This window comes from Pseudomonas sp. HLT2-19-2 (genome assembly GCF_054898005.1).
The window spans coordinates 5,042,938-5,061,824 of sequence record NZ_CM142712.1 but is presented as its reverse complement, the minus strand read 5'-3'; the positions used below and the strand labels follow the sequence as shown (position 1 = coordinate 5,061,824).

The window sequence follows — 18,887 nt, the reverse complement described above, 5'->3', positions numbered from 1 at the left end:
CGTAGTTTATGAGTGAAGCGATCAAACAGCCTGTGAGCCCTGAAGGCATTATTCAGATGCAGGGCGTCAACAAGTGGTACGGCCAGTTCCACGTGTTGAAAGACATCAACCTGAACGTTAAACAGGGCGAGCGTATCGTCCTGTGCGGCCCGTCGGGTTCCGGCAAGTCCACCACCATTCGTTGCCTCAACCGTCTGGAAGAACACCAGCAGGGCCGCATCGTGGTCGATGGTGTGGAGCTGACCAACGACCTCAAACAGATCGAATCGGTCCGCCGTGAAGTCGGCATGGTGTTCCAGCACTTCAACCTGTTCCCGCACCTGACCATCCTGCAGAACTGCACGCTGGCGCCGATGTGGGTGCGCAAGATGCCCAAGCGCCAGGCCGAAGAAATCGCCATGCATTACTTGGAACGCGTCCGCATTCCGGAGCAGGCGCATAAATTCCCGGGGCAACTGTCCGGCGGTCAGCAACAGCGAGTGGCGATTGCCCGTGCCTTGTGCATGAAACCGAAAATCATGCTGTTCGATGAGCCGACCTCGGCGCTCGACCCGGAAATGGTGAAAGAGGTGTTGGACACCATGATCGGCCTGGCTGAAGACGGCATGACCATGCTTTGCGTAACCCACGAAATGGGCTTCGCCCGCACCGTGGCTAACCGCGTGATCTTTATGGACAAAGGTGAAATCGTCGAACAGGCCGCGCCGAACGACTTCTTCGATAATCCGCAGAATGAGCGTACGAAGCTGTTCCTGAGCCAGATTCTGCATTGATGTCAGGCTGAATCGCAGAACAAACCCGGCCTCGCGCCGGGTTTGTTTTTTGCTCAGGAAACCGTCAGCGTTTCGTGCTCTTTGTGCACGGTCTCTTTAAAGCCCCTTAAATCCGCTCCTTCACCCAAAATTTTCGCGTCGATGAGCAAATGCGGATGGCGGTCAAGCAGACGCATCAGCAGCATCAACGCCTTCGGTGGAAGTATTTCGCCGCGCTCGTAGCGGGAAAATGCGTTATGTCCGCCACCGGACAACAACAGCACCGCTTCTTTTTGGGACAGATGCAGTTTGCGGCGGATGCGCTTCATCTCGGCGCCGATCATCTGTCTGCCGGCGATGACCAGTTCATCACCTGCGTCAGAATATCGCTGTGAACAGATGTCGTCGAACTCGACTTCCGCGCACATTTGGCATTCCCAGCCGGATAGATCATCTACCCGACGTTCCATCCCCTTTACGCTCAAGGTTTCACCGCGCCCCTCGAAATGTCTCATTCCTTCAAGGGCGCCGCAGCTGAAACACTGTTGAGTTTTCATGAGTTTTTCTCCTTGAAGGAGATTACCGGAGGACCTCCGCCAGGGCGGTATGTCACCTTGATGTAAATCTCCAGACCGTGTGAACTGGCGTGATAAACGTCTTGCTTAATCACAACTAGGTTGTAATGGGGTGTGTTCTTTTCCATAAGAAGCCGCTAACCCGACCCTGAAATTACCCTTAAAGGGTAATTTTGACTAATCGAAAATCCCGCTCCATTTCCCTCTCCCTGACCGTAGGCGGTTGCCGTCCTACGTGGATCTGACTAACATGTCAGAAAATTCATCCTATGATTGGATGAAAGGGCGAATTCTATGTCAGACATTTCTCCACTAGTTAAACGGTCCCTGGTTGACCAGGCCCTGGATCAGTTACGCCTGCGCATCAACCAAGGCGTTTGGGTGGTCGGTCAGCGCTTGCCCACAGAACCTGAACTGTCCGCAGAACTGGGCATCAGCCGTAACACCGTGCGCGAAGCCATGCGCGTGTTGGCGTTTTCCGGATTGATCGAAATCCGTCAGGGCGATGGCAGCTACCTGCGGGCGGTGGTCGATCCGCTCGACACCATGAAGGCGTTGTCCCGTTGCTCGCACGAGCAAGCCCGGGAGACTCGGCACATTCTGGAAGTCGAGGCCATCGGCCTGGCCGCACTGCGGCGTACGGATGAAGACCTGGCGGCCCTGCGCGAAGCACTGGGCGTCAGCGGCAGCCACTACCACGGCGATCTCGACACCTACATCGCCTGCGACTTGGTGTTCCACCGCCGTCTGGTGGACGCCGCGCACAACCCGACGCTTAGCGAGTTGTATCGCTATTTCTCCAGCATCGTCGGTGCGCATTTGCGCGAAACCCTGAACATCAGCCCTCGACGCCAGGAGGTGTTCGACCTACATATCGCACTGCTTGATGCCGTCGAGCAACGCGACCCGGAGCGGGCCAAAGCCCTTTCGAGGGAGTTGATCAATGAACCTTGAAACCGAGAATTCCATGCCCAGCCAGCAGGTCAACAACAGCAGCATCGCCCAAGCCAAGCGCACAGCAGAGCTCGAAGAACTGCTGATCGATGCCGAGGCCAATGACGAACAGGTCCAGCAAAGCCACCCGATCCTGCATCGTCCATGGCTGTTGTTGCTGAGCTTGATCCTGGTGGCGCTGAACCTGCGCCCGGCGCTGTCGAGCATGGCGCCGATGCTCAGCGAGATCTCGAAGACCCTCGGTTTGTCGTCAGCTCAGGCCGGTTTGCTGACGACGTTGCCGGTGCTGTGCCTCGGCTTGTTTGCACCGCTGGCGCCCGTGCTGGCACGACGATTCGGCGCCGAACGGGTGGTATTGGGGATTCTTTTGATGTTGGCCGGCGGGATCATCCTGCGCAGTTCGTTCGGCACAATCGGCCTGTTTGCCGGCAGCGTGCTGGCCGGTGCGAGCATCGGCGTGATCGGCGTTTTGTTGCCGGGCATCGTCAAGCGCGACTTCGCTAAACACGCCGGGACCATGACCGGCGTCTACACCATGGCGCTGTGTCTGGGCGCGGCGATGGCGGCGGGCGCGACCGTGCCGTTGAGCGAGCATTTCGACAAGAGCTGGGCGCTGGGCCTCGGCTTCTGGGTGGTGCCAGCATTGGTCGCGGCGATTTTCTGGTTGCCACAAGTCGGTCAGAAACACGGCGCGCACAACGTCGCCTATCGGGTTCGCGGTCTATTGCGTGATCCGCTGGCCTGGCAAGTGACGCTCTACATGGGCCTGCAATCTTCTCTGGCTTACATCGTATTCGGCTGGTTGCCATCGATCCTGATTGGCCGCGGTTTGACCCCGACCCAGGCCGGTCTGGTGCTCTCGGGTTCTGTTCTTATCCAGTTGGCCAGCTCACTGGCCGCGCCGTGGCTGGCGACCCGCGGCAAGGATCAGCGTCTGGCGATCGTTATCGTCATGCTACTGACCCTTGGCGGTTTATTCGGTTGCCTCTACGCACCGATCGAAGGCTTGTGGGGCTGGGCGATCCTGCTGGGGCTCGGGCAGGGCGGTGCGTTCAGTCTGGCGCTGACGCTGATTGTGCTGCGCTCGCGGGACTCACATGTCGCGGCGAACCTGTCGAGCATGGCCCAGGGCTTCGGTTACACCCTGGCGTCCATGGGGCCGTTCGCGGTCGGTATCGTGCATGACTGGACCGGCGGCTGGAACGCCCTGGGCTGGATCTTCGGCATCATTGGCCTCGGGGCGATCATCGCCGGCCTCGGCGCCGGACGTTCGCTGTGCGTCCAGGTCGAAAGCGAAAGGGTCTGACACCCGCGCACTGTCGGTATTCGGCCCACGAATGCCGATAGTGTTCCAGGCGTTTGTTGACTATCGTGCAGGCAGTCTTTTGAAGCCACTTTGCACATCTATTTGCACATCGGGGAGCTTGCCCATGAGTGATGCCCACAGCGCATTGATCACCCAGTTCTATCAAGCCTTCCAGCGGCTGGATGCCGAGGCCATGAGTGCCTGTTATACCGACGACGTGGTGTTCAGTGATCCAGCGTTCGGCGAGCTGCGTGGCCGTGATGCCGGCGACATGTGGCGCATGCTCACCACCCGGGCCAAGGACTTTTCCCTGACGTTCGATACCGTGCGCAGCGATGAGCGCACCGGTGGCGCCCATTGGGTGGCAACGTATCTGTTCAGCCAGACCGGTAACACGGTGGTCAACGATATTCAGGCTAGATTCGTTTTTCGCGACGGCAAGATCTGCGAGCATCACGACAGCTTCGACATGTGGACCTGGTCCCGGCAGGCGCTGGGGTTCAAAGGGCTGCTATTGGGCTGGACGCCAGCGGTGAGAAACGCCGTTCGAGCTCAGGCCTTGAAGGGGCTGAAGGCATTCCAGGCCAGTCGCTGATAAGATCGCGGCTTGTTTCCTTTCAAGCCTTGATCGTCACGTGAACACCCTCAGCGAAATCTCCGTCGATGCCGACACGCCGGTGAGCAAACCCTGGTTCGTCTACCTCGTTCGCGCGGCCAATGGTTCGCTCTACTGCGGGATCAGCGATGATCCCGTGCGCCGATTCGCTACTCACCAGAGCGGCAAGGGGGCGCGATTCTTCCTCTCCAGCCCAGCCGTGGCATTGGTTTACACCGAAGCCTGCCGCGATAAAAGCGAAGCGCTGCGTCAGGAACGGCTGATCAAAAAACTCAAGAAAAGCGCCAAGGAATGTCTGGTGACGACCTTTTCTGCGGGCTTATCAATCTGAATGATCAGTACCTATCAGGCAGATCTGTAGGCTGCTAGCGGATTGCGCGCTAAGCTGCGGATTCCTTTCCCAGCGGCGGAGCCGAGCATGTCCGAGTTGATTCTTCATCACTACCCGACGTCCCCTTTCGCCGAAAAGGCCCGCCTGTTGCTGGGTTTCAAGGGGTTGTCCTGGCGCTCGGTGAAGGTTTCGCCCGTGATGCCAAAACCTGATCTGACGGCGTTGACCGGCGGCTACCGCAAGACACCGGTGTTGCAGATTGGCGCAGATATCTATTGCGACACGTCGCTGATCGCCCACCGTCTGGAACAGGAAAAAGCCTTGCCGGCGTTCTTCCCGGAAGGTCAGGAAATGATCGTTGCGACCTTCTCCGCGTGGGCGGATTCGGTGGTGTTCCAGCACGCGGTCAGCCTGGTGTTTCAGCCGGAATCGGTGGCCGTGCGCTTTGGCGCATTACCGCCAGAAGCGATCAAGGCATTCATGGCCGATCGCGCCGGGCTGTTCAGTGGAGGCAGCGCTACACGTTTGTCCGCAGAGCAGGCCAAGCATCAATGGCCGACGATCATGGGACGTCTGGAGCAGCAGCTTCAGCGCGAGTCAGGCGACTTCCTGTTCGGAGAGCCATCGATTGCCGACTTTGCCCTGGCCCATTGCTTGTGGTTCCTCAAAGCCACACCGGTAACTTCACCGTTGGTTGATGCCTATCCCGCGGTCAGTGCATGGTTCGGGCGCGTGATGGGCTTCGGTCATGGTGCGTTCAGCGAGATGACGGCAGAGGAGGCGCTGGAGGTGTCGCGCAATGCCACACCTGCCGCGTTGCCGAATGAGCAGTTCGATGAGCCGAACGGGTTTGAGGCGGGCCAACGGGTGGTGATTGCGGCCACTGACTACGGCGTTGATTCGGTGGCCGGTGAGCTGCTGTTTGCGGGGCGTGAAGAATTGATTTTGCGCCGTGAAGACGAGCGTGGCGGGTTGGTGCATGTGCATTTTCCGCGGTTCGGGTTCCGCATCGAGGCACGCTGACACAAGTATTAATTACCCCGATCGAATTATTTTAGGGCCGCGAGAATCGCATCCGGGTCATACCCGCGAATCAACGTCCCGTTCACATCGATGATCGGAATCCCGCCGCCACCCAGCGCCTCATAAGCCTTGCGCGCCTCGGCATCTTTCTCGATATCGAATTCCTTGTACGGAATGCCTTTCTGGTCGAGAAAGCGCCGGGTCAATTTGCAGTATCCGCACCATTCGGTGGCGTAGAGCACGACGTTGGCCTTGGCCTGAGTCTGCTCGGACACCACCTGCGCCGGATTGAACACCCGCTCGATCTTGCCCCAGTTCTGATAGACCACAACCACCAGCAGGATCAGCAGGAATTTCTTCAGCACGCCACCGAGCATCAGTTACGTCGCTTGAGCTGGTCGGTGAGTTGGGTCGGCAGGCCTTTGATGATCAGCGTGCCGGCTTCTTCGTCGTATTCGATCTTCGAGCCCAACAGGTGCGCTTCGAAGCTGATCGACAGGCCTTCGGCGCGACCGGTGAAGCGGCGGAACTGATTGAGGGTACGTTTATCTGCCGGGATTTCCGGGGACAGGCCGTAGTCTTTGTTGCGAATGTGGTCGTAGAAGGCTTTCGGGCGCTCTTCGTCGATCAGTTCCGAGAGTTCTTCCAGGCCCATGGGCTCGCCCAATTTTGCCTGGCTGCTGGCGTAATCCACCAGGGTCTTGGTTTTCTCGCGGGCGGATTCTTCCGGCAGGTCTTCGCTTTCGACGAAGTCGCTGAAAGCCTTGAGCAGGGTGCGGGTTTCGCCTGGGCCGTCGACGCCTTCCTGGCAGCCGATGAAGTCGCGGAAATACTCCGAAACCTTTTTGCCGTTCTTGCCTTTGATGAACGAAATGTACTGCTTGGACTGCTTGTTGTTCTGCCATTCCGAGACGTTGATTCGCGCCGCCAGATGCAGTTGGCCCAAATCCAGATGCCGGGACGGGGTCACGTCCAGCTGATCGGTCACTGCAACGCCTTCACTGTGGTGCAGCAGGGCGATCGCCAGGTAGTCGGTCATGCCTTGCTGATAATGCGCAAACAGCACGTGGCCGCCCACAGAGAGGTTCGACTCTTCCATCAGCTTTTGCAGATGTTCTACCGCCACACGGCTAAACGCGGTGAAATCCTTGCCGCCATCGAGGTATTCCTTCAGCCAGCCGCTGAACGGATGCGCCCCGGACTCGGCATGGAAGAAACCCCAGGCCTTGCCTTGTTTGGCGTTGTAGCTCTCATTGAGGTCGGCAAGCATGTACTCGATAGCGCTCGACTCGGGCAGTTCTTCGTCGCGAGCATGGAGAACTGCTGGTGTGCCGTCGGGTTTTTTGTCGATCAGGTGGACGATGCAATGACGGATCGGCATGGGCTTCTCGGCTGATTGAAGAGAGGAGGGCGTGCTCCCCGAAAAAGCGCTCAGTGTACCGCAACCACTGGTTTTGGCGCGGCACGAAGGGCGATTCGCGGGTGTCCGATGGCGCTTATGCTGTTTTTTACAGTTTTAGAGCAATAAAGCTGACCAAATGGGTAGCTAGAGGCGGATATTTCCCCGTCTCTGTGCTAGTTTTGCCCGGTCTTACGCGAAGTCACTGCGTTAAGCGTGCATTCAGCATTTGTCAGGTCGAACCAAACCCTGATTTCGGTATCTATAACCCCGATCCCGTGGTTATTGGCCGAGGGTGCCAGATCCAGAAGATCGGGCTCGATGGCTGACACTGCACTCTGCAATCCATATGAATTTGATAGGGAAGGAACACTACATGGCTCTTACTAAAGACCAACTGATCGCCGACATCGCTGAAGCTATCGACGCGCCAAAAACCACCGCGCGTAACGCTCTGGACCAACTGGGCCAAATCGTTGCCGATCAGCTGGAAAACGGCGGCGAAATCACTCTGCCAGGTATCGGCAAACTGAAAGTGACCGAGCGTCCTGCCCGTACTGGCCGCAACCCTTCGACTGGCGCTGCCATCGAAATCGCTGCCAAGAAAGTTATCAAGCTGGTTGTGGCCAAAGGCCTGACCGACGCTGTTAACAAGTAAGACGCAGTAAAAAAACCGTGCTCCGGAGCAATCCGGGCACGGTTTTTTTGCGTCTGCGATTCAGCGACTGACCAGGGGCCAATCGCTGTTTCAGTTGCTACTCAGCTTTTGCGAGCCCAGCGTTCGCGCCAGGTTTGTTGCTCGGATTTGGTTTGGAAGGTCCAGGCGACGAAGCGGCTTTGCTTCTGCCCTTGGGACATTTCCACGACCTGGCTTTCCAGTACGCCCGCCTTTTTCAGCGCCGTCTGGATCGCCGGCAGGTTCGAGGCCTTCGAAACCAGGGTGCTGAACCACAGTACTTTGTGCTGGAAATGGGCGCTTTCGGCGATCAATTGCGTCACAAACCGTGCTTCGCCACCTTCACACCACAGTTCGGCCGATTGACCGCCAAAGTTCAGCACTGGCAGCTTGCGTTTCGGGTCGGCACGGCCCAGCGCGCGCCATTTACGCTCGCTGCCCTTGGTGGCCTCGTCCATAGAGGCGTGGAACGGCGGGTTGCACATGGTCAGGTCAAAGCGTTCGCCGGGTTCCAGCAGGCCCAGCAGAATGTGCTTGGAATTGCTTTGCAGACGCAACTGGATGGCTTTGTTCAGCCCGTTCGACTGCACGATGGCTTTGGCAGCGGCCACGGCCGTCGGGTCGACTTCCGAGCCGAGGAAGTGCCAGCGGTAGTCGCTGTAGCCGATCAGCGGATAGACGCAGTTTGCGCCCATGCCGATATCGAGCACCTTGACCGGCGCGCCGCGCGGGATCTCGCCGTCGTTGACGCTGGCCAGCAGGTCGGCCAGGAAATGCACGTAATCGGCACGGCCCGGAACCGGGGGGCAGAGGTAATCGGCCGGGATGTCCCAGTGGGCGATGCCATAGAACGATTTGAGCAGCGCCCGGTTGAACACACGCACCGCGTCCGGGCTGGCGAAGTCGATACTTTCCTTGCCATACGGGTTGATGATCACGAACTTCGCCAGTTCCAGCGTGGTTTTGATCAACGCCGGGAAGTCGTAACGACCCTGATGGCGGTTGCGCGGATGCAGGCTGGCCTTCTCACGAGGCTCCACGGCTTTGGCCGGGGTGGCGGTGTCAGGCTTCTTGCGCGCAGGTCTTGGTGTACGGGGGGCGTTCATGGGCGTTGTCGATTCGGGTATGGCTAAAAGTGGCGGGTATTGTCCCACAGTCGATGGCAACGCGGGGATCCTCCTGTAGGAGCGAGGCTTGCCCGCGAAGGACGCGACATGGTCAATCAGGTAGACCGCGTTATCGTTCTTCGCGGGCAAGCCTCGCTCCTACAGAAAGCGAAAAGGGGCAGGCACAAAAAAGGGAGGCCGTCTCGGGCCTCCCTTGTTCATTGCGATTTGCCGTTACAGGCTGGCAATCCGCGCATGCTGCTCCGCCAATTTGCCCAGGGCCTGTTCAGCTTCGGCCAGTTTGGCGCGTTCCTTGTCGATGACTTCGGCTGGAGCCTTGTCGACGAAGCCAGCGTTGGACAGCTTGCCACCCACGCGCTGAACTTCGCCCTGCAGACGCAGGATTTCCTTGTCAAGACGCGCCAGCTCGGCATCTTTATCGATCAGGCCAGCCATCGGCACCAGCACTTCCATCTCGCCGACCAGAGCCGTGGCGGACAGCGGCGCTTCTTCGCCGGCGGCCAACACGGTGATCGATTCGAGGCGAGCCAGCTTCTTCAGCAAGGCTTCGTTCTCGGTGAGACGACGCTGATCTTCGGCGCTGACGTTTTTCAGGAACAGGTTCAGCGGCTTGCCTGGACCGATGTTCATTTCGCCACGGATGTTACGCGTGCCGAGCATCAACTCCTTGAGCCATTCGATGTCGTTCTCGGCGGCCGGGTCGATGCGCTCGTTATTGGCCACGGGCCAAGGCTGCAGCATGATCGTCTTGCCTTCGATACCGGCCAGCGGCGCGATACGCTGCCAGATTTCTTCGGTGATGAACGGCATGAACGGGTGCGCCAGACGCAGGGCAACTTCCAGCACCCGAACCAGCGTGCGACGTGTGCCACGTTGACGCTCGATCGGACCGTTCTCGTCCCACAGCACAGGCTTGGAGAGTTCCAGGTACCAGTCGCAATACTGGTTCCAGATGAACTCGTACAAGGCTTGTGCGGCCAGGTCGAAACGGAACTGATCGAGTTGACGGGTCACTTCGGCTTCGGTGCGTTGCAGCTGCGAAATGATCCAGCGATCCGCCAGCGACAGCTCGTAAGCCTCGCCGTTCTGGCCGCAGTCTTCGCCCTTGTCCAGCACGTAGCGCGCGGCGTTCCAGATCTTGTTACAGAAGTTGCGATAGCCTTCAACGCGGCCCATGTCGAACTTGATGTCGCGACCGGTGGAGGCCAGCGAGCAGAAAGTGAAACGCAGGGCGTCAGTGCCGTAGCTGGCGATGCCGTCGGCGAACTCGTCGCGGGTCTGCTTCTCGATCTTCTTCGCCAGTTTCGGCTGCATCATGCCGGACGTGCGTTTCTGCACCAGATCTTCCAGCTCGATACCGTCGATGATGTCCAGCGGGTCCAGAACGTTGCCCTTGGACTTGGACATCTTCTGGCCTTGGCCATCGCGCACCAGACCGTGAACATAAACGGTCTTGAACGGAACCTGCGGCGTGCCGTCTTCGTTCTTCACCAAGTGCATGGTGAGCATGATCATCCGGGCAACCCAGAAGAAAATGATGTCGAAGCCGGTGACCAGCACGTCGGTGGAATGGAACTTCTTCAGGAATTCGGTCTGCTCAGGCCAGCCGAGCGTGGAGAACGTCCACAGGCCGGAACTGAACCAAGTGTCGAGAACGTCGTTGTCCTGTTGCAGGGCAACGTCAGGACCGAGGTTGTGCTTGGCACGGACTTCGGCTTCATCGCGACCGACATAGACCTTGCCCGACTCGTCGTACCAGGCCGGAATCCGGTGGCCCCACCACAGCTGACGGCTGATGCACCAGTCCTGGATGTCGCGCATCCACGAGAAGTACATGTTTTCGTATTGCTTGGGCACGAACTGAATGCGGCCATCTTCAACGGCGGCAATCGCAGGCTCGGCCAATGGCTTGGTCGACACGTACCACTGGTCGGTCAGCCACGGCTCGATGATGGTTCCGGAACGGTCGCCTTTCGGTACTTTCAGGGCGTGATCGTTGACGCTGACCAAGAGGTCGGCAGCATCGAACGCAGCAACGATCTGCTTGCGCGCTTCAAAGCGGTCGAGTCCGGCGTATTCGGCCGGGATCTTGCCGTCGATGCTTTCGTTGAGCGTGCCATCCAGGTTGAACACCTGACAGGCCGGCAATACGGCAGCGTTCTTGTCGAAGATGTTCAGCAGCGGCAGGTTGTGGCGCTTGCCGACTTCGTAGTCGTTGAAATCGTGGGCCGGGGTGATTTTCACGCAGCCGGTGCCGAATTCTGGATCACAGTAATCGTCGGCGATGATCGGAATGCGGCGGCCGACCAGCGGCAGCTCGACAAATTTGCCGATCAGGGCTTGGTAGCGTTCATCGTTCGGGTTAACCGCTACGGCGGCGTCGCCGAGCATGGTTTCCGGGCGAGTGGTCGCGACGATCAGGTAATCGTTGCCTTCAGCGGTCTTGGCACCGTCGGCGAGCGGGTATTTCAGGTTCCACAGGAAACCTTTCTCGTCGTGGTTTTCCACTTCGAGGTCGGAAATCGCCGTGTGCAGCTTGGTGTCCCAGTTGACCAGGCGCTTGCCGCGGTAGATCAGGCCGTCTTCGTGCAGACGCACAAAGGCTTCTTTCACCGATTCCGAGAGGCCGTCGTCCATGGTGAAGCGCTCGCGGCTCCAGTCCACGGACGAGCCGAGGCGGCGGATCTGACGGCTGATGTTGCCGCCAGACTGATCCTTCCATTCCCAGACTTTCTCGAGGAATTTTTCGCGGCCCAGATCGTGGCGATTCTGGCCCTGGGCTTCAAGTTGACGCTCCACCAGCATTTGCGTGGCGATACCGGCGTGGTCGGTACCCGGTTGCCACAGGGTGTTGCGACCCTGCATGCGACGGAAACGGATCAGGGCGTCCATGATCGCGTTGTTGAAGCCGTGACCCATGTGCAGGCTGCCGGTGACGTTCGGCGGCGGGATCATGATGGTGTAGGACTCGCCCGCGCCTTGCGGGGCGAAGTAATTCTCTGACTCCCAGGTGTTGTACCAGGAAGTTTCAATGGCGTGCGGCTGGTAGGTCTTATCCATGCGCGGCGGGACCCTATTGGCATTTATTCAGGAAAAGCCGGCAAGTATAGCGGGGCATGGGGCGTAGGGCGAGCAGGTGCAGACAGGGCGCATCGTTAACAGCGGTTCAATACTTTGTAGGAGCGAGGCTTGCCCGCGAAGGCGGTGTGTCAGCCAGAATTGATATGCCTGACACGCCGCCTTCGCGGGCAAGTCGGATCGCCGCACCGCTCGCTCCTACAGGGGGGGTGTTGAATTCAGTCGTTGTACTGGCTCAACAACCGTTCCATCCGCGCGCTGAGGCGGCGTTTGATTTCGGTTTCGATGTGCGGCGCGAAGTCGTCGATCACGTCTTGCATGATCAATTGCGCGGCGGCGCGCAGTTCGTTGTCCAGGTGCAGCAGGTCGTCGGGGCCCCTGCTGGCGGCGGGTGCCGGTTGGGCGGCAGGGACGGGCGCAGCCGGTGCGAGGGTTGGCGGGTTGACGCCGACCGTATCGAACAGCATCGGAATCTGTTCCTGATCACCTTCCTCGACCGTGTCGGTGAGCAAGGGTGGTTGCAGGTTGTCATCGCCGAGTAGTTGGCGGATCGACTCGAGGTCGTCCAGCAGATGCGCGGACTTTTGTTGCGGTTTTGGAGTGTCCATCGGAATGCTCAGAGTCGCTGTAAACGGTGATCTTGCAGAGGATAGCCCTGTTCGCGGTAGAAGCGGAAACTCTCCCGCGCAGCCGTACGAATGGTCGGATCTTCCACCACCACTTCCGCCACGCGGGCGAACCGGTTGGCAAAGGCCGGGACCTTCAAGTCGAGGTTGACCAGCAGGTCCTGATGCTGACCGCAGTCATCGCCAAGACCCAGCACAATCAAACCGTCAGGCTCATTTTCAGCAGGGCCATGAGGCACGAAGCTTTCGCCCTTGAAGGCCCACAGACGCGCATCGAGATCGTCGCGCTGTGCAGCATCGCTGCAATGCAGATAGATGCGGTGGCCCATGCGCCAGGCTTTTTCGGTGAGCTTGCAGGCGAAATCCAGCCGTGCCGAAGGATCGGCGCTGGGCAGGATATAGAAGTCGACTTTGGTCATTGCGGTTCCTGAGCCAAGAGCGGCGTCACCCGGAAGTGACGCCGCCCGAGGTCATCGGTTTCAGGCTTTGGCGCGATCCAGCAGGTATTGGGTCAGCAGGGGAACCGGGCGGCCAGTGGCGCCTTTGTCCTTGCCGCCGCTGGTCCAGGCCGTGCCGGCGATGTCCAGGTGCGCCCAGTTGAGGTTCTTGGTGAAGCGCGACAGGAAGCAGGCCGCGGTGATGGTGCCGGCTTTCGGACCACCAATGTTGGCGATGTCGGCGAACGGGCTGTCCAGCTGTTCCTGGTACTCGTCGAACAGCGGCAGTTGCCAGGCACGGTCATCGGCCGATTGGCCGGCGCTCAGCAGCTGGCCGATCAGCTCGTCGTTGTTACCCAGCAGGCCGGACGTGTGGGAACCCAGCGCGACGACGCAAGCGCCGGTCAGGGTCGCGATGTCGATCACTGCTTGCGGTTTGAAGCGCTCGGAGTAGGTCAGGGCGTCGCACAGCACCAGACGGCCTTCGGCGTCGGTGTTGAGGATTTCCACGGTCTGGCCGCTCATCGTGGTGACGATGTCGCCAGGGCGCGAAGCATTGCCGCTTGGCATGTTCTCGGCGCACGCGAGGATGCACACCAGGTTGATCGGCAGTTTCAGCTCGAGCACGGCACGCAGGGTGCCGAATACGCTGGCAGCGCCGCCCATGTCGTACTTCATTTCATCCATGCCGGCGCCTGGCTTCAGGCTGATGCCGCCAGTGTCAAAGGTGATGCCTTTGCCGACCAGTGCGTACGGTTTCTCGGATTTCTTGCCGCCGTTGTATTGCATGACGATCAGGCGCGGTGGCTGGGCGCTGCCCTGGCCGACGGCGTAGAACGAGCCCATGCCCAGGTCCTTGATCTTCTTCTCATCGAGGACTTCGACTTTCAGGCTCTTGAATTCTTTGCCCAGGTCTTTGGCCTGCTCACCCAGGAACGTCGGGTGGCAGATGTTCGGCGGCAGGTTGCCCAGGTTGCGGGTGAATGCCATGCCGTTGGCGATGGCGGTGGCGTGGGCCACGGCGCGCTCGACTTCCGCCTGGGCAGCCTTGATGGTCACCAGGGTGACTTTCTTCAGGGCGCGCGGTTCGGCTTTCTGGCTCTTGAACTGGTCGAAGGTGTATTCGCCGTCCACCATGGTTTCCGCCAGCAGGCGGGTTTTGCCGTAGCTGTCGCGGCCTTTGACCACAACTTCGTCCAGGGCCAGCACCGCATCGCTGCCGCCCAGGCCTTTAAGGATGTTGAGGATGCCGGCGATGATTTTACGGAACGGGCGGTCGCCCAGCTCTTCGTCCTTGCCCACGCCCACCAGCAGCACGCGTTCGGCCTTCAGGTTCGGCAGGCTGTGCAGCAGCAGACTCTGGCCGACTTTACCCGCCAGGTCGCCACGCTTGAGCACAGCGCTGATGGCGCCACCGCTCAGTTCGTCGAGTTGTTTGGCGACAGCGCCGAGCTTGCGGCCTTCGCCGACGGCGACTACCAGAGTGGCGGTTTTCAACGTTTCTGGGCTAACGCTTTTTACAACCAGTTCCATATCCGGGTCCCTGAATTAATGGTCAACACGCAAGTGTTCGACAGCATGCGTTCGAGCTTGCTTATAAATAGAAAGACGCAGGTCACGGCCCGCGACAAAGGCCGCAGTTTGAACCTCGTGCCCCGAGCCTGACAACCCTCGGTTGTACGATCTTCAACGCTTTAACCGCCTGCTTGAGCGTGCGCAGTGACAGGCGCGCTCAATCACAGGATAATGCGCATCTTTTTCGGCGGCTCTGCCCTTCGAGCCGGCTGATGCGTTTGCTTGTTTGGCCGCCTTAGCCTGACAACCCTGGAGTGTCTGGTTTGATCGTCTTCCGTTATCTATCCCGCGAAGTCCTGTTGACCTTGAGCGCCGTCAGCGCTGTGCTGCTGGTCATCATCATGAGCGGGCGCTTCATCAAGTACCTCGCCCAGGCGGCCTCTGGCCTCCTGGATCCGGGCTCGCTATTCCTGATCATGGGCTTCCGTCTGCCGGGTTTCCTGCAGCTGATTTTGCCTCTGGGCCTGTTTCTCGGAATCCTGCTGGCCTACGGTCGCCTGTACCTTGAAAGTGAAATGACGGTGCTGTCTGCCACCGGCATGAGCCAGCAGCGTCTGTTTACCATGACCCTTTTTCCAGCCACCCTGGTTGCACTGGTGGTGGCATGGCTGAGCCTGAGCCTGGCGCCACAAGGCGCCAATCAATTCCAGTTGCTGTTGAACAAGCAGGATGCCCTGACCGAGTTCGACACCCTGGAGCCGGGCCGCTTCCAGGCTTTGCGTGACGGCACGCGGGTGACCTACACCGAAACGCTGTCGGATGACCGCGTCAACCTCGGCGGCGTCTTCATTTCGCAAAAGAACGTCTCGTCCGATAAGAAGGACCGTGGAATTTCCGTGCTGGTGGCCGAGAGGGGCCGTCAGGAAATTCGCCCGGACGGTAACCGTTACCTGATTCTCGACAACGGCTATCGCTATGACGGCAATCCAGGCCAGGCCGACTATCGGGCGATCAAATACGACGAGTACGGCGTATTGCTGCCCAAGCCGGACGTCAGTGACGAAGTGACCGACCGTGACGCAATGACCACCGCCTCGTTGCTGGGCAGTGACGACATCCGTTCGCGTACCGAATTGCAATGGCGTCTGTCCTTGCCGTTGCTGGTCTTCATCGTGACCTTGATGGCGGTGCCGTTATCGCGGGTCAACCCGCGTCAGGGCCGTTTCCTCAAGCTGCTGCCGGCGATTCTTCTTTATATGGCTTACCTGTCCATCCTGATTGCCGCTCGCGGCGCCCTTGAAAAGGGCAAGATCCCGCCTGCTCTGGGGTTGTGGTGGGTGCATGCAATCTTCCTGGCCATCGGCCTGGGCTTGCTCTATTGGGAACCCTTGCAGCTGAAGATGGCGAGTCGCCGCAGCGCGCAGGAGGTGGCTCGTGGATAAGCTCGATCGCTACATTGGTAGCAGCGTGTTCGTGGCGATTCTGGCGGTACTGGGGATCATTCTCGGTCTGGCAACACTGTTCGCTTTCATTGATGAAATGAGTGACGTCAGCGACACCTACACCTTGGTCGACGTGTTGAGTTATGTCCTGTTGACCGCGCCGCGCCGTCTTTACGACATGTTGCCAATGGCAGCGCTGATCGGTTGCCTGATCGGCCTCGGCAGTCTGGCCAGTCACAGCGAGCTGACCATCATGCGCGCTGCGGGCGTGTCGATCGGGCGAATCGTCTGGGCGGTCATGAAGCCGATGCTGATCCTGATGGTGGTGGGTGTGCTGATCGGCGAATACGTTGCGCCGGCCACCGAAGTCACCGCTCAGGCCAATCGCTCCCTGGCTCAGGGCGGGGGCGATGCGCAAAGCGCCAAGCATGGTTTGTGGCATCGCCAGGGTGATGAGTTTATTCACGTCAACTCTGTGCAACCCAACGGTCTGCTGTACGGCGTCACCCGTTATCGTTTCGACAAAGAGCGTCATATGCTGTCTTCCAGCTTCGCCAAGCGAGCGAAGTTCGATCAGGATCACTGGCAGTTGAGCGACGTCACCACCACGTTGTTCCATGAAAAGAGCACTGAAGTGGTCACCGCCCCGGTCGAGCGCTGGAATGTCGCATTGAGCCCGCAGCTGTTGAGTACCGTGGTCATGTCGCCTGACACGCTGTCGATCAGCGGTCTGTGGGGTTACATCCACTACCTGGCTGACCAGGGCCTGAACAATGGTCGTTACTGGCTGGCATTTTGGGTCAAGGTGTTGCAGCCGCTGGTCACCGCCGCGCTGGTGCTGATGGCGATTTCCTTCATCTTCGGTCCGTTGCGTTCGGTGACCCTCGGGCAGCGGGTGTTCACTGGCGTGCTGGTGGGCTTCACCTTCCGCATCGTTCAGGATCTGCTCGGTCCTTCGAGCCTGGTCTTCGGTTTCTCACCACTGTTTGCGGTACTTGTTCCGGCGGGTGTTTGTGCCTTGGCCGGGGCCTGGTTACTGCGCAGGGCCGGTTGATCAGGGGTTTCTACTGACCTTGCTGGCCACTCAAAACGCCCCTGTCGCAAGACCGGGGCGTTTTTGTAACCGCCGTCTGACCTGCGAACGTGACGCTTGCGCCGTGGATCAGGTACAATTCCCGGCTATTTTTCGGCGGGCTATGCCTGCAGCCTTTTTGAGTGTTGATCCGTGAGTGATTTGAGTCATATCCGCAATTTCTCCATCATCGCCCACATTGACCATGGCAAGTCGACGCTGGCCGATCGCTTCATCCAGATGTGTGGCGGCCTCGCCGAGCGCGAAATGGAAGCCCAGGTTCTGGACTCCATGGACCTGGAACGTGAACGCGGGATCACCATCAAGGCCCACAGCGTCACCCTGTATTACACCGCTCGCGATGGCATCAAGTACCAGCTGAACTTCATTGACACCCCAGGCCACGTCGACTTCACCTATGAAGTCAGCCGGTCGCTGGCGGCCTGTGAAGGCGCGTTGCTGGTGGTCGATGCCGGTCAGGGTGTTGAAGCGCAGTCGGTTGCCAACTGCTATACCGCGATTGAGCAGGGCCTGGAAGTCATGCCGGTTCTGAACAAGATCGACCTGCCTCAGGCCGATCCGGACCGCGTCAAAGAAGAAATCGAAAAAATCATCGGTATCGATGCCACCGACGCGGTCGAGTGCAGCGCCAAGACCGGCCTGGGCGTCGACGAAGTGCTCGAGCGCCTGGTTAAGACCATTCCCGCGCCGACCGGCAACTATGAAGATCCGCTGCAAGCGTTGATCATCGATTCCTGGTTCGACAACTACCTGGGCGTTGTTTCCCTGGTGCGCGTGCGCCACGGTCGTGTGAAGAAGGGCGACAAGATCCTGGTTAAATCCACCGGCAAGATCCACTTGGTGGACAGCGTCGGTGTGTTCAACCCGAAACACACCGCCACCGTCGACCTGAAGGCCGGCGAAGTGGGCTTCATCATCGCCGGCATCAAGGACATCCACGGTGCACCGGTGGGTGACACCCTGACCTTGAACACCACGCCTGACGTCGACGTGTTGCCCGGTTTCAAACGCATTCAGCCGCAGGTGTACGCCGGCCTGTTCCCGGTCAGCTCCGACGACTTCGAAGATTTCCGTGAAGCCCTGCAAAAGCTCACGCTCAACGACTCGTCCCTGCAATACACCCCGGAAAGCTCCGACGCCCTGGGCTTCGGTTTCCGTTGCGGGTTCCTCGGCATGCTGCACATGGAAATCATCCAGGAGCGCCTGGAGCGTGAGTACGACCTGGACCTGATCACCACGGCGCCGACGGTAATTTTCGAGCTGTTGCTGAAAACCGGTGAAACGATTTACGTCGACAACCCGTCGAAGCTTCCAGACCTGTCCTCGATCGAGGACATGCGTGAACCAATCGTGCGGGCCAATATTCTTGTGCCGCAAGAGCACCTGGGCAACGTCATTACCCTGTGCATCGAGAAGCGTGGCGTACAGCACGACATGCTGTTCCTCGGTACTCAGGTTCAAGTGACCTACGATTTGCCGATGAACGAAGTGGTTTTGGACTTCTTCGACCGTCTGAAATCCACCAGCCGTGGCTATGCTTCGCTGGATTACCATTTCGATCGTTATCAATCGGCTAATCTGGTGAAACTGGATGTGCTGATCAACGGTGACAAAGTCGACGCCCTGGCGTTGATCGTGCACAAGGATAACGCGCACTACAAAGGTCGCCAGTTGACCGAGAAGATGAAAGAACTGATTCCACGTCAGATGTTCGACGTCGCAATCCAGGCCGCCATTGGCGGGCAGATTATTGCGCGGACCTCTGTCAAGGCGCTCAGAAAGAACGTATTGGCCAAATGCTACGGTGGTGATGTTAGCCGTAAGCGCAAGCTGTTGGAAAAGCAAAAGGCCGGTAAAAAACGCATGAAGCAAGTGGGTAACGTGGAAATTCCACAAGAAGCCTTCCTTGCAGTGCTCAGGTTGGATAGTTAGGTCCT

At 59.1% G+C, this 18,887-nt stretch carries 18 protein-coding genes and 1 pseudogene; 10 read left to right on the top strand and 9 right to left on the bottom strand.

What is annotated here, in order from left to right; translation table 11 throughout:
• The first annotated feature begins 8 nt into the window (after window positions 1–8).
• On the top strand, window positions 9–773 hold the full coding sequence (locus ACYZTU_RS23695; protein ID WP_129441418.1) for an amino acid ABC transporter ATP-binding protein: 765 nt from the start codon (window positions 9–11) through the stop codon (window positions 771–773).
• A gap of 53 nt (window positions 774–826) precedes the next feature.
• Here the strand turns inward: ACYZTU_RS23695 and ACYZTU_RS23690 are convergent, their stop codons facing one another.
• Both ACYZTU_RS23690 and ACYZTU_RS23685 read right to left on the bottom strand, forming a co-directional pair.
• Window positions 827–1,309 (bottom strand): type II TA system antitoxin MqsA family protein, encoded by a 483-nt coding sequence (locus ACYZTU_RS23690; protein WP_461965967.1) that lies wholly within the window; start codon window positions 1,307–1,309, stop codon window positions 827–829.
• Window positions 1,306–1,413, bottom strand: a pseudogene (locus ACYZTU_RS23685) (type II toxin-antitoxin system MqsR family toxin); the annotation flags it as partial. The gene ACYZTU_RS23690 and the pseudogene ACYZTU_RS23685, both read right to left, overlap by 4 nt.
• 208 nt (window positions 1,414–1,621) lie before the next feature.
• On the opposite strand from ACYZTU_RS23685, the gene ACYZTU_RS23680 reads away from it, so the two are divergent.
• The 5 genes from ACYZTU_RS23680 (at window position 1,622) to ACYZTU_RS23660 (ending at window position 5,557) form a co-directional block, all read left to right on the top strand.
• Window positions 1,622–2,281, top strand: a complete 660-nt coding sequence (locus tag ACYZTU_RS23680; protein ID WP_461965965.1) for a FadR/GntR family transcriptional regulator — start codon at window positions 1,622–1,624, stop codon at window positions 2,279–2,281.
• On the top strand, window positions 2,271–3,587 hold the full coding sequence (locus ACYZTU_RS23675; RefSeq protein WP_461965963.1) for a CynX/NimT family MFS transporter: 1,317 nt from the start codon (window positions 2,271–2,273) through the stop codon (window positions 3,585–3,587). The genes ACYZTU_RS23680 and ACYZTU_RS23675 overlap by 11 nt, the downstream gene beginning before the upstream one ends.
• 124 nt (window positions 3,588–3,711) lie before the next feature.
• On the top strand, window positions 3,712–4,182 hold the full coding sequence (locus ACYZTU_RS23670) for a nuclear transport factor 2 family protein (RefSeq protein WP_461965961.1): 471 nt from the start codon (window positions 3,712–3,714) through the stop codon (window positions 4,180–4,182).
• A gap of 40 nt (window positions 4,183–4,222) precedes the next feature.
• Window positions 4,223–4,534 carry a GIY-YIG nuclease family protein gene (locus ACYZTU_RS23665; RefSeq protein ID WP_461965959.1) on the top strand — a complete coding sequence of 104 codons (312 nt, stop codon included), beginning with the start codon at window positions 4,223–4,225 and terminating at the stop codon, window positions 4,532–4,534.
• Between the two features lie 87 nt (window positions 4,535–4,621).
• Entirely contained in the window at window positions 4,622–5,557 is a 936-nt protein-coding gene (locus ACYZTU_RS23660) for a glutathione S-transferase family protein (RefSeq protein ID WP_461965957.1), read from the top strand.
• 26 nt (window positions 5,558–5,583) lie between these two features.
• Here the strand turns inward: ACYZTU_RS23660 and ACYZTU_RS23655 are convergent, their stop codons facing one another.
• Window positions 5,584–5,934 (bottom strand): glutaredoxin family protein, encoded by a 351-nt coding sequence (locus ACYZTU_RS23655; RefSeq protein WP_461965955.1) that lies wholly within the window; start codon window positions 5,932–5,934, stop codon window positions 5,584–5,586.
• Window positions 5,934–6,938, bottom strand: coding sequence for a nucleoid-associated protein YejK (gene yejK, locus ACYZTU_RS23650; RefSeq protein ID WP_449643010.1), 1,005 nt, complete (start codon window positions 6,936–6,938; stop codon window positions 5,934–5,936). The genes ACYZTU_RS23655 and yejK overlap by 1 nt, the downstream gene beginning before the upstream one ends.
• 394 nt (window positions 6,939–7,332) lie before the next feature.
• Between yejK and ACYZTU_RS23645 the strand changes: the two genes are divergently transcribed.
• On the top strand, window positions 7,333–7,614 hold the full coding sequence (locus tag ACYZTU_RS23645) for an HU family DNA-binding protein (RefSeq protein ID WP_007905514.1): 282 nt from the start codon (window positions 7,333–7,335) through the stop codon (window positions 7,612–7,614).
• 101 nt (window positions 7,615–7,715) lie between these two features.
• Here the strand turns inward: ACYZTU_RS23645 and rlmF are convergent, their stop codons facing one another.
• From rlmF to ACYZTU_RS23620, 5 genes are all read right to left on the bottom strand, one after another.
• Entirely contained in the window at window positions 7,716–8,738 is a 1,023-nt protein-coding gene (gene rlmF, locus ACYZTU_RS23640; RefSeq protein WP_461965953.1) for a 23S rRNA (adenine(1618)-N(6))-methyltransferase RlmF, read from the bottom strand.
• Between the two features lie 234 nt (window positions 8,739–8,972).
• Window positions 8,973–11,819 (bottom strand): valine--tRNA ligase, encoded by a 2,847-nt coding sequence (locus ACYZTU_RS23635; protein WP_461965951.1) that lies wholly within the window; start codon window positions 11,817–11,819, stop codon window positions 8,973–8,975.
• 236 nt (window positions 11,820–12,055) lie between these two features.
• Window positions 12,056–12,445: a DNA polymerase III subunit chi gene (locus tag ACYZTU_RS23630; RefSeq protein WP_461965949.1), complete on the bottom strand. Its 390-nt coding sequence runs from the start codon at window positions 12,443–12,445 to the stop codon at window positions 12,056–12,058.
• 8 nt (window positions 12,446–12,453) lie between these two features.
• Window positions 12,454–12,882 carry a DNA polymerase III subunit chi gene (locus ACYZTU_RS23625; protein ID WP_282382572.1) on the bottom strand — a complete coding sequence of 143 codons (429 nt, stop codon included), beginning with the start codon at window positions 12,880–12,882 and terminating at the stop codon, window positions 12,454–12,456.
• A 60-nt stretch (window positions 12,883–12,942) separates the two neighbouring features.
• Window positions 12,943–14,433: a leucyl aminopeptidase gene (locus ACYZTU_RS23620; protein WP_461965947.1), complete on the bottom strand. Its 1,491-nt coding sequence runs from the start codon at window positions 14,431–14,433 to the stop codon at window positions 12,943–12,945.
• 305 nt (window positions 14,434–14,738) lie between these two features.
• On the opposite strand from ACYZTU_RS23620, the gene lptF reads away from it, so the two are divergent.
• The 3 genes from lptF (at window position 14,739) to lepA (ending at window position 18,882) form a co-directional block, all read left to right on the top strand.
• Window positions 14,739–15,857 (top strand): LPS export ABC transporter permease LptF, encoded by a 1,119-nt coding sequence (gene lptF / locus ACYZTU_RS23615; protein WP_449643005.1) that lies wholly within the window; start codon window positions 14,739–14,741, stop codon window positions 15,855–15,857.
• Window positions 15,850–16,911, top strand: coding sequence for an LPS export ABC transporter permease LptG (lptG, locus tag ACYZTU_RS23610; RefSeq protein ID WP_449643004.1), 1,062 nt, complete (start codon window positions 15,850–15,852; stop codon window positions 16,909–16,911). Before lptF ends, lptG begins: the two co-directional genes overlap by 8 nt.
• Window positions 16,912–17,082: 171 nt before the next feature.
• Complete coding sequence (lepA, locus tag ACYZTU_RS23605; protein ID WP_461965945.1) at window positions 17,083–18,882, top strand: translation elongation factor 4; 1,800 nt, start codon at window positions 17,083–17,085, stop codon at window positions 18,880–18,882.
• The last annotated feature ends 5 nt before the right edge of the window (window positions 18,883–18,887 follow it).

What these genes read in the sequence shown, in the direction of transcription:
- ACYZTU_RS23695 (WP_129441418.1), top strand. Translation starts at nt 9, where the DNA reads ATGAGTGAAGCGATCAAACAGCCTGTGAGCCCTGAAGGCATTATTCAG.
- ACYZTU_RS23690 (WP_461965967.1), bottom strand. Translation starts at nt 1,309, where the DNA reads ATGAAAACTCAACAGTGTTTCAGCTGCGGCGCCCTTGAAGGAATGAGA.
- ACYZTU_RS23680 (WP_461965965.1), top strand. Translation starts at nt 1,622, where the DNA reads ATGTCAGACATTTCTCCACTAGTTAAACGGTCCCTGGTTGACCAGGCC.
- ACYZTU_RS23675 (WP_461965963.1), top strand. Translation starts at nt 2,271, where the DNA reads ATGAACCTTGAAACCGAGAATTCCATGCCCAGCCAGCAGGTCAACAAC.
- ACYZTU_RS23670 (WP_461965961.1), top strand. Translation starts at nt 3,712, where the DNA reads ATGAGTGATGCCCACAGCGCATTGATCACCCAGTTCTATCAAGCCTTC.
- ACYZTU_RS23660 (WP_461965957.1), top strand. Translation starts at nt 4,622, where the DNA reads ATGTCCGAGTTGATTCTTCATCACTACCCGACGTCCCCTTTCGCCGAA.
- ACYZTU_RS23655 (WP_461965955.1), bottom strand. Translation starts at nt 5,934, where the DNA reads ATGCTCGGTGGCGTGCTGAAGAAATTCCTGCTGATCCTGCTGGTGGTT.
- yejK (WP_449643010.1), bottom strand. Translation starts at nt 6,938, where the DNA reads ATGCCGATCCGTCATTGCATCGTCCACCTGATCGACAAAAAACCCGAC.
- ACYZTU_RS23645 (WP_007905514.1), top strand. Translation starts at nt 7,333, where the DNA reads ATGGCTCTTACTAAAGACCAACTGATCGCCGACATCGCTGAAGCTATC.
- rlmF (WP_461965953.1), bottom strand. Translation starts at nt 8,738, where the DNA reads ATGAACGCCCCCCGTACACCAAGACCTGCGCGCAAGAAGCCTGACACC.
- ACYZTU_RS23635 (WP_461965951.1), bottom strand. Translation starts at nt 11,819, where the DNA reads ATGGATAAGACCTACCAGCCGCACGCCATTGAAACTTCCTGGTACAAC.
- ACYZTU_RS23630 (WP_461965949.1), bottom strand. Translation starts at nt 12,445, where the DNA reads ATGGACACTCCAAAACCGCAACAAAAGTCCGCGCATCTGCTGGACGAC.
- ACYZTU_RS23625 (WP_282382572.1), bottom strand. Translation starts at nt 12,882, where the DNA reads ATGACCAAAGTCGACTTCTATATCCTGCCCAGCGCCGATCCTTCGGCA.
- ACYZTU_RS23620 (WP_461965947.1), bottom strand. Translation starts at nt 14,433, where the DNA reads ATGGAACTGGTTGTAAAAAGCGTTAGCCCAGAAACGTTGAAAACCGCC.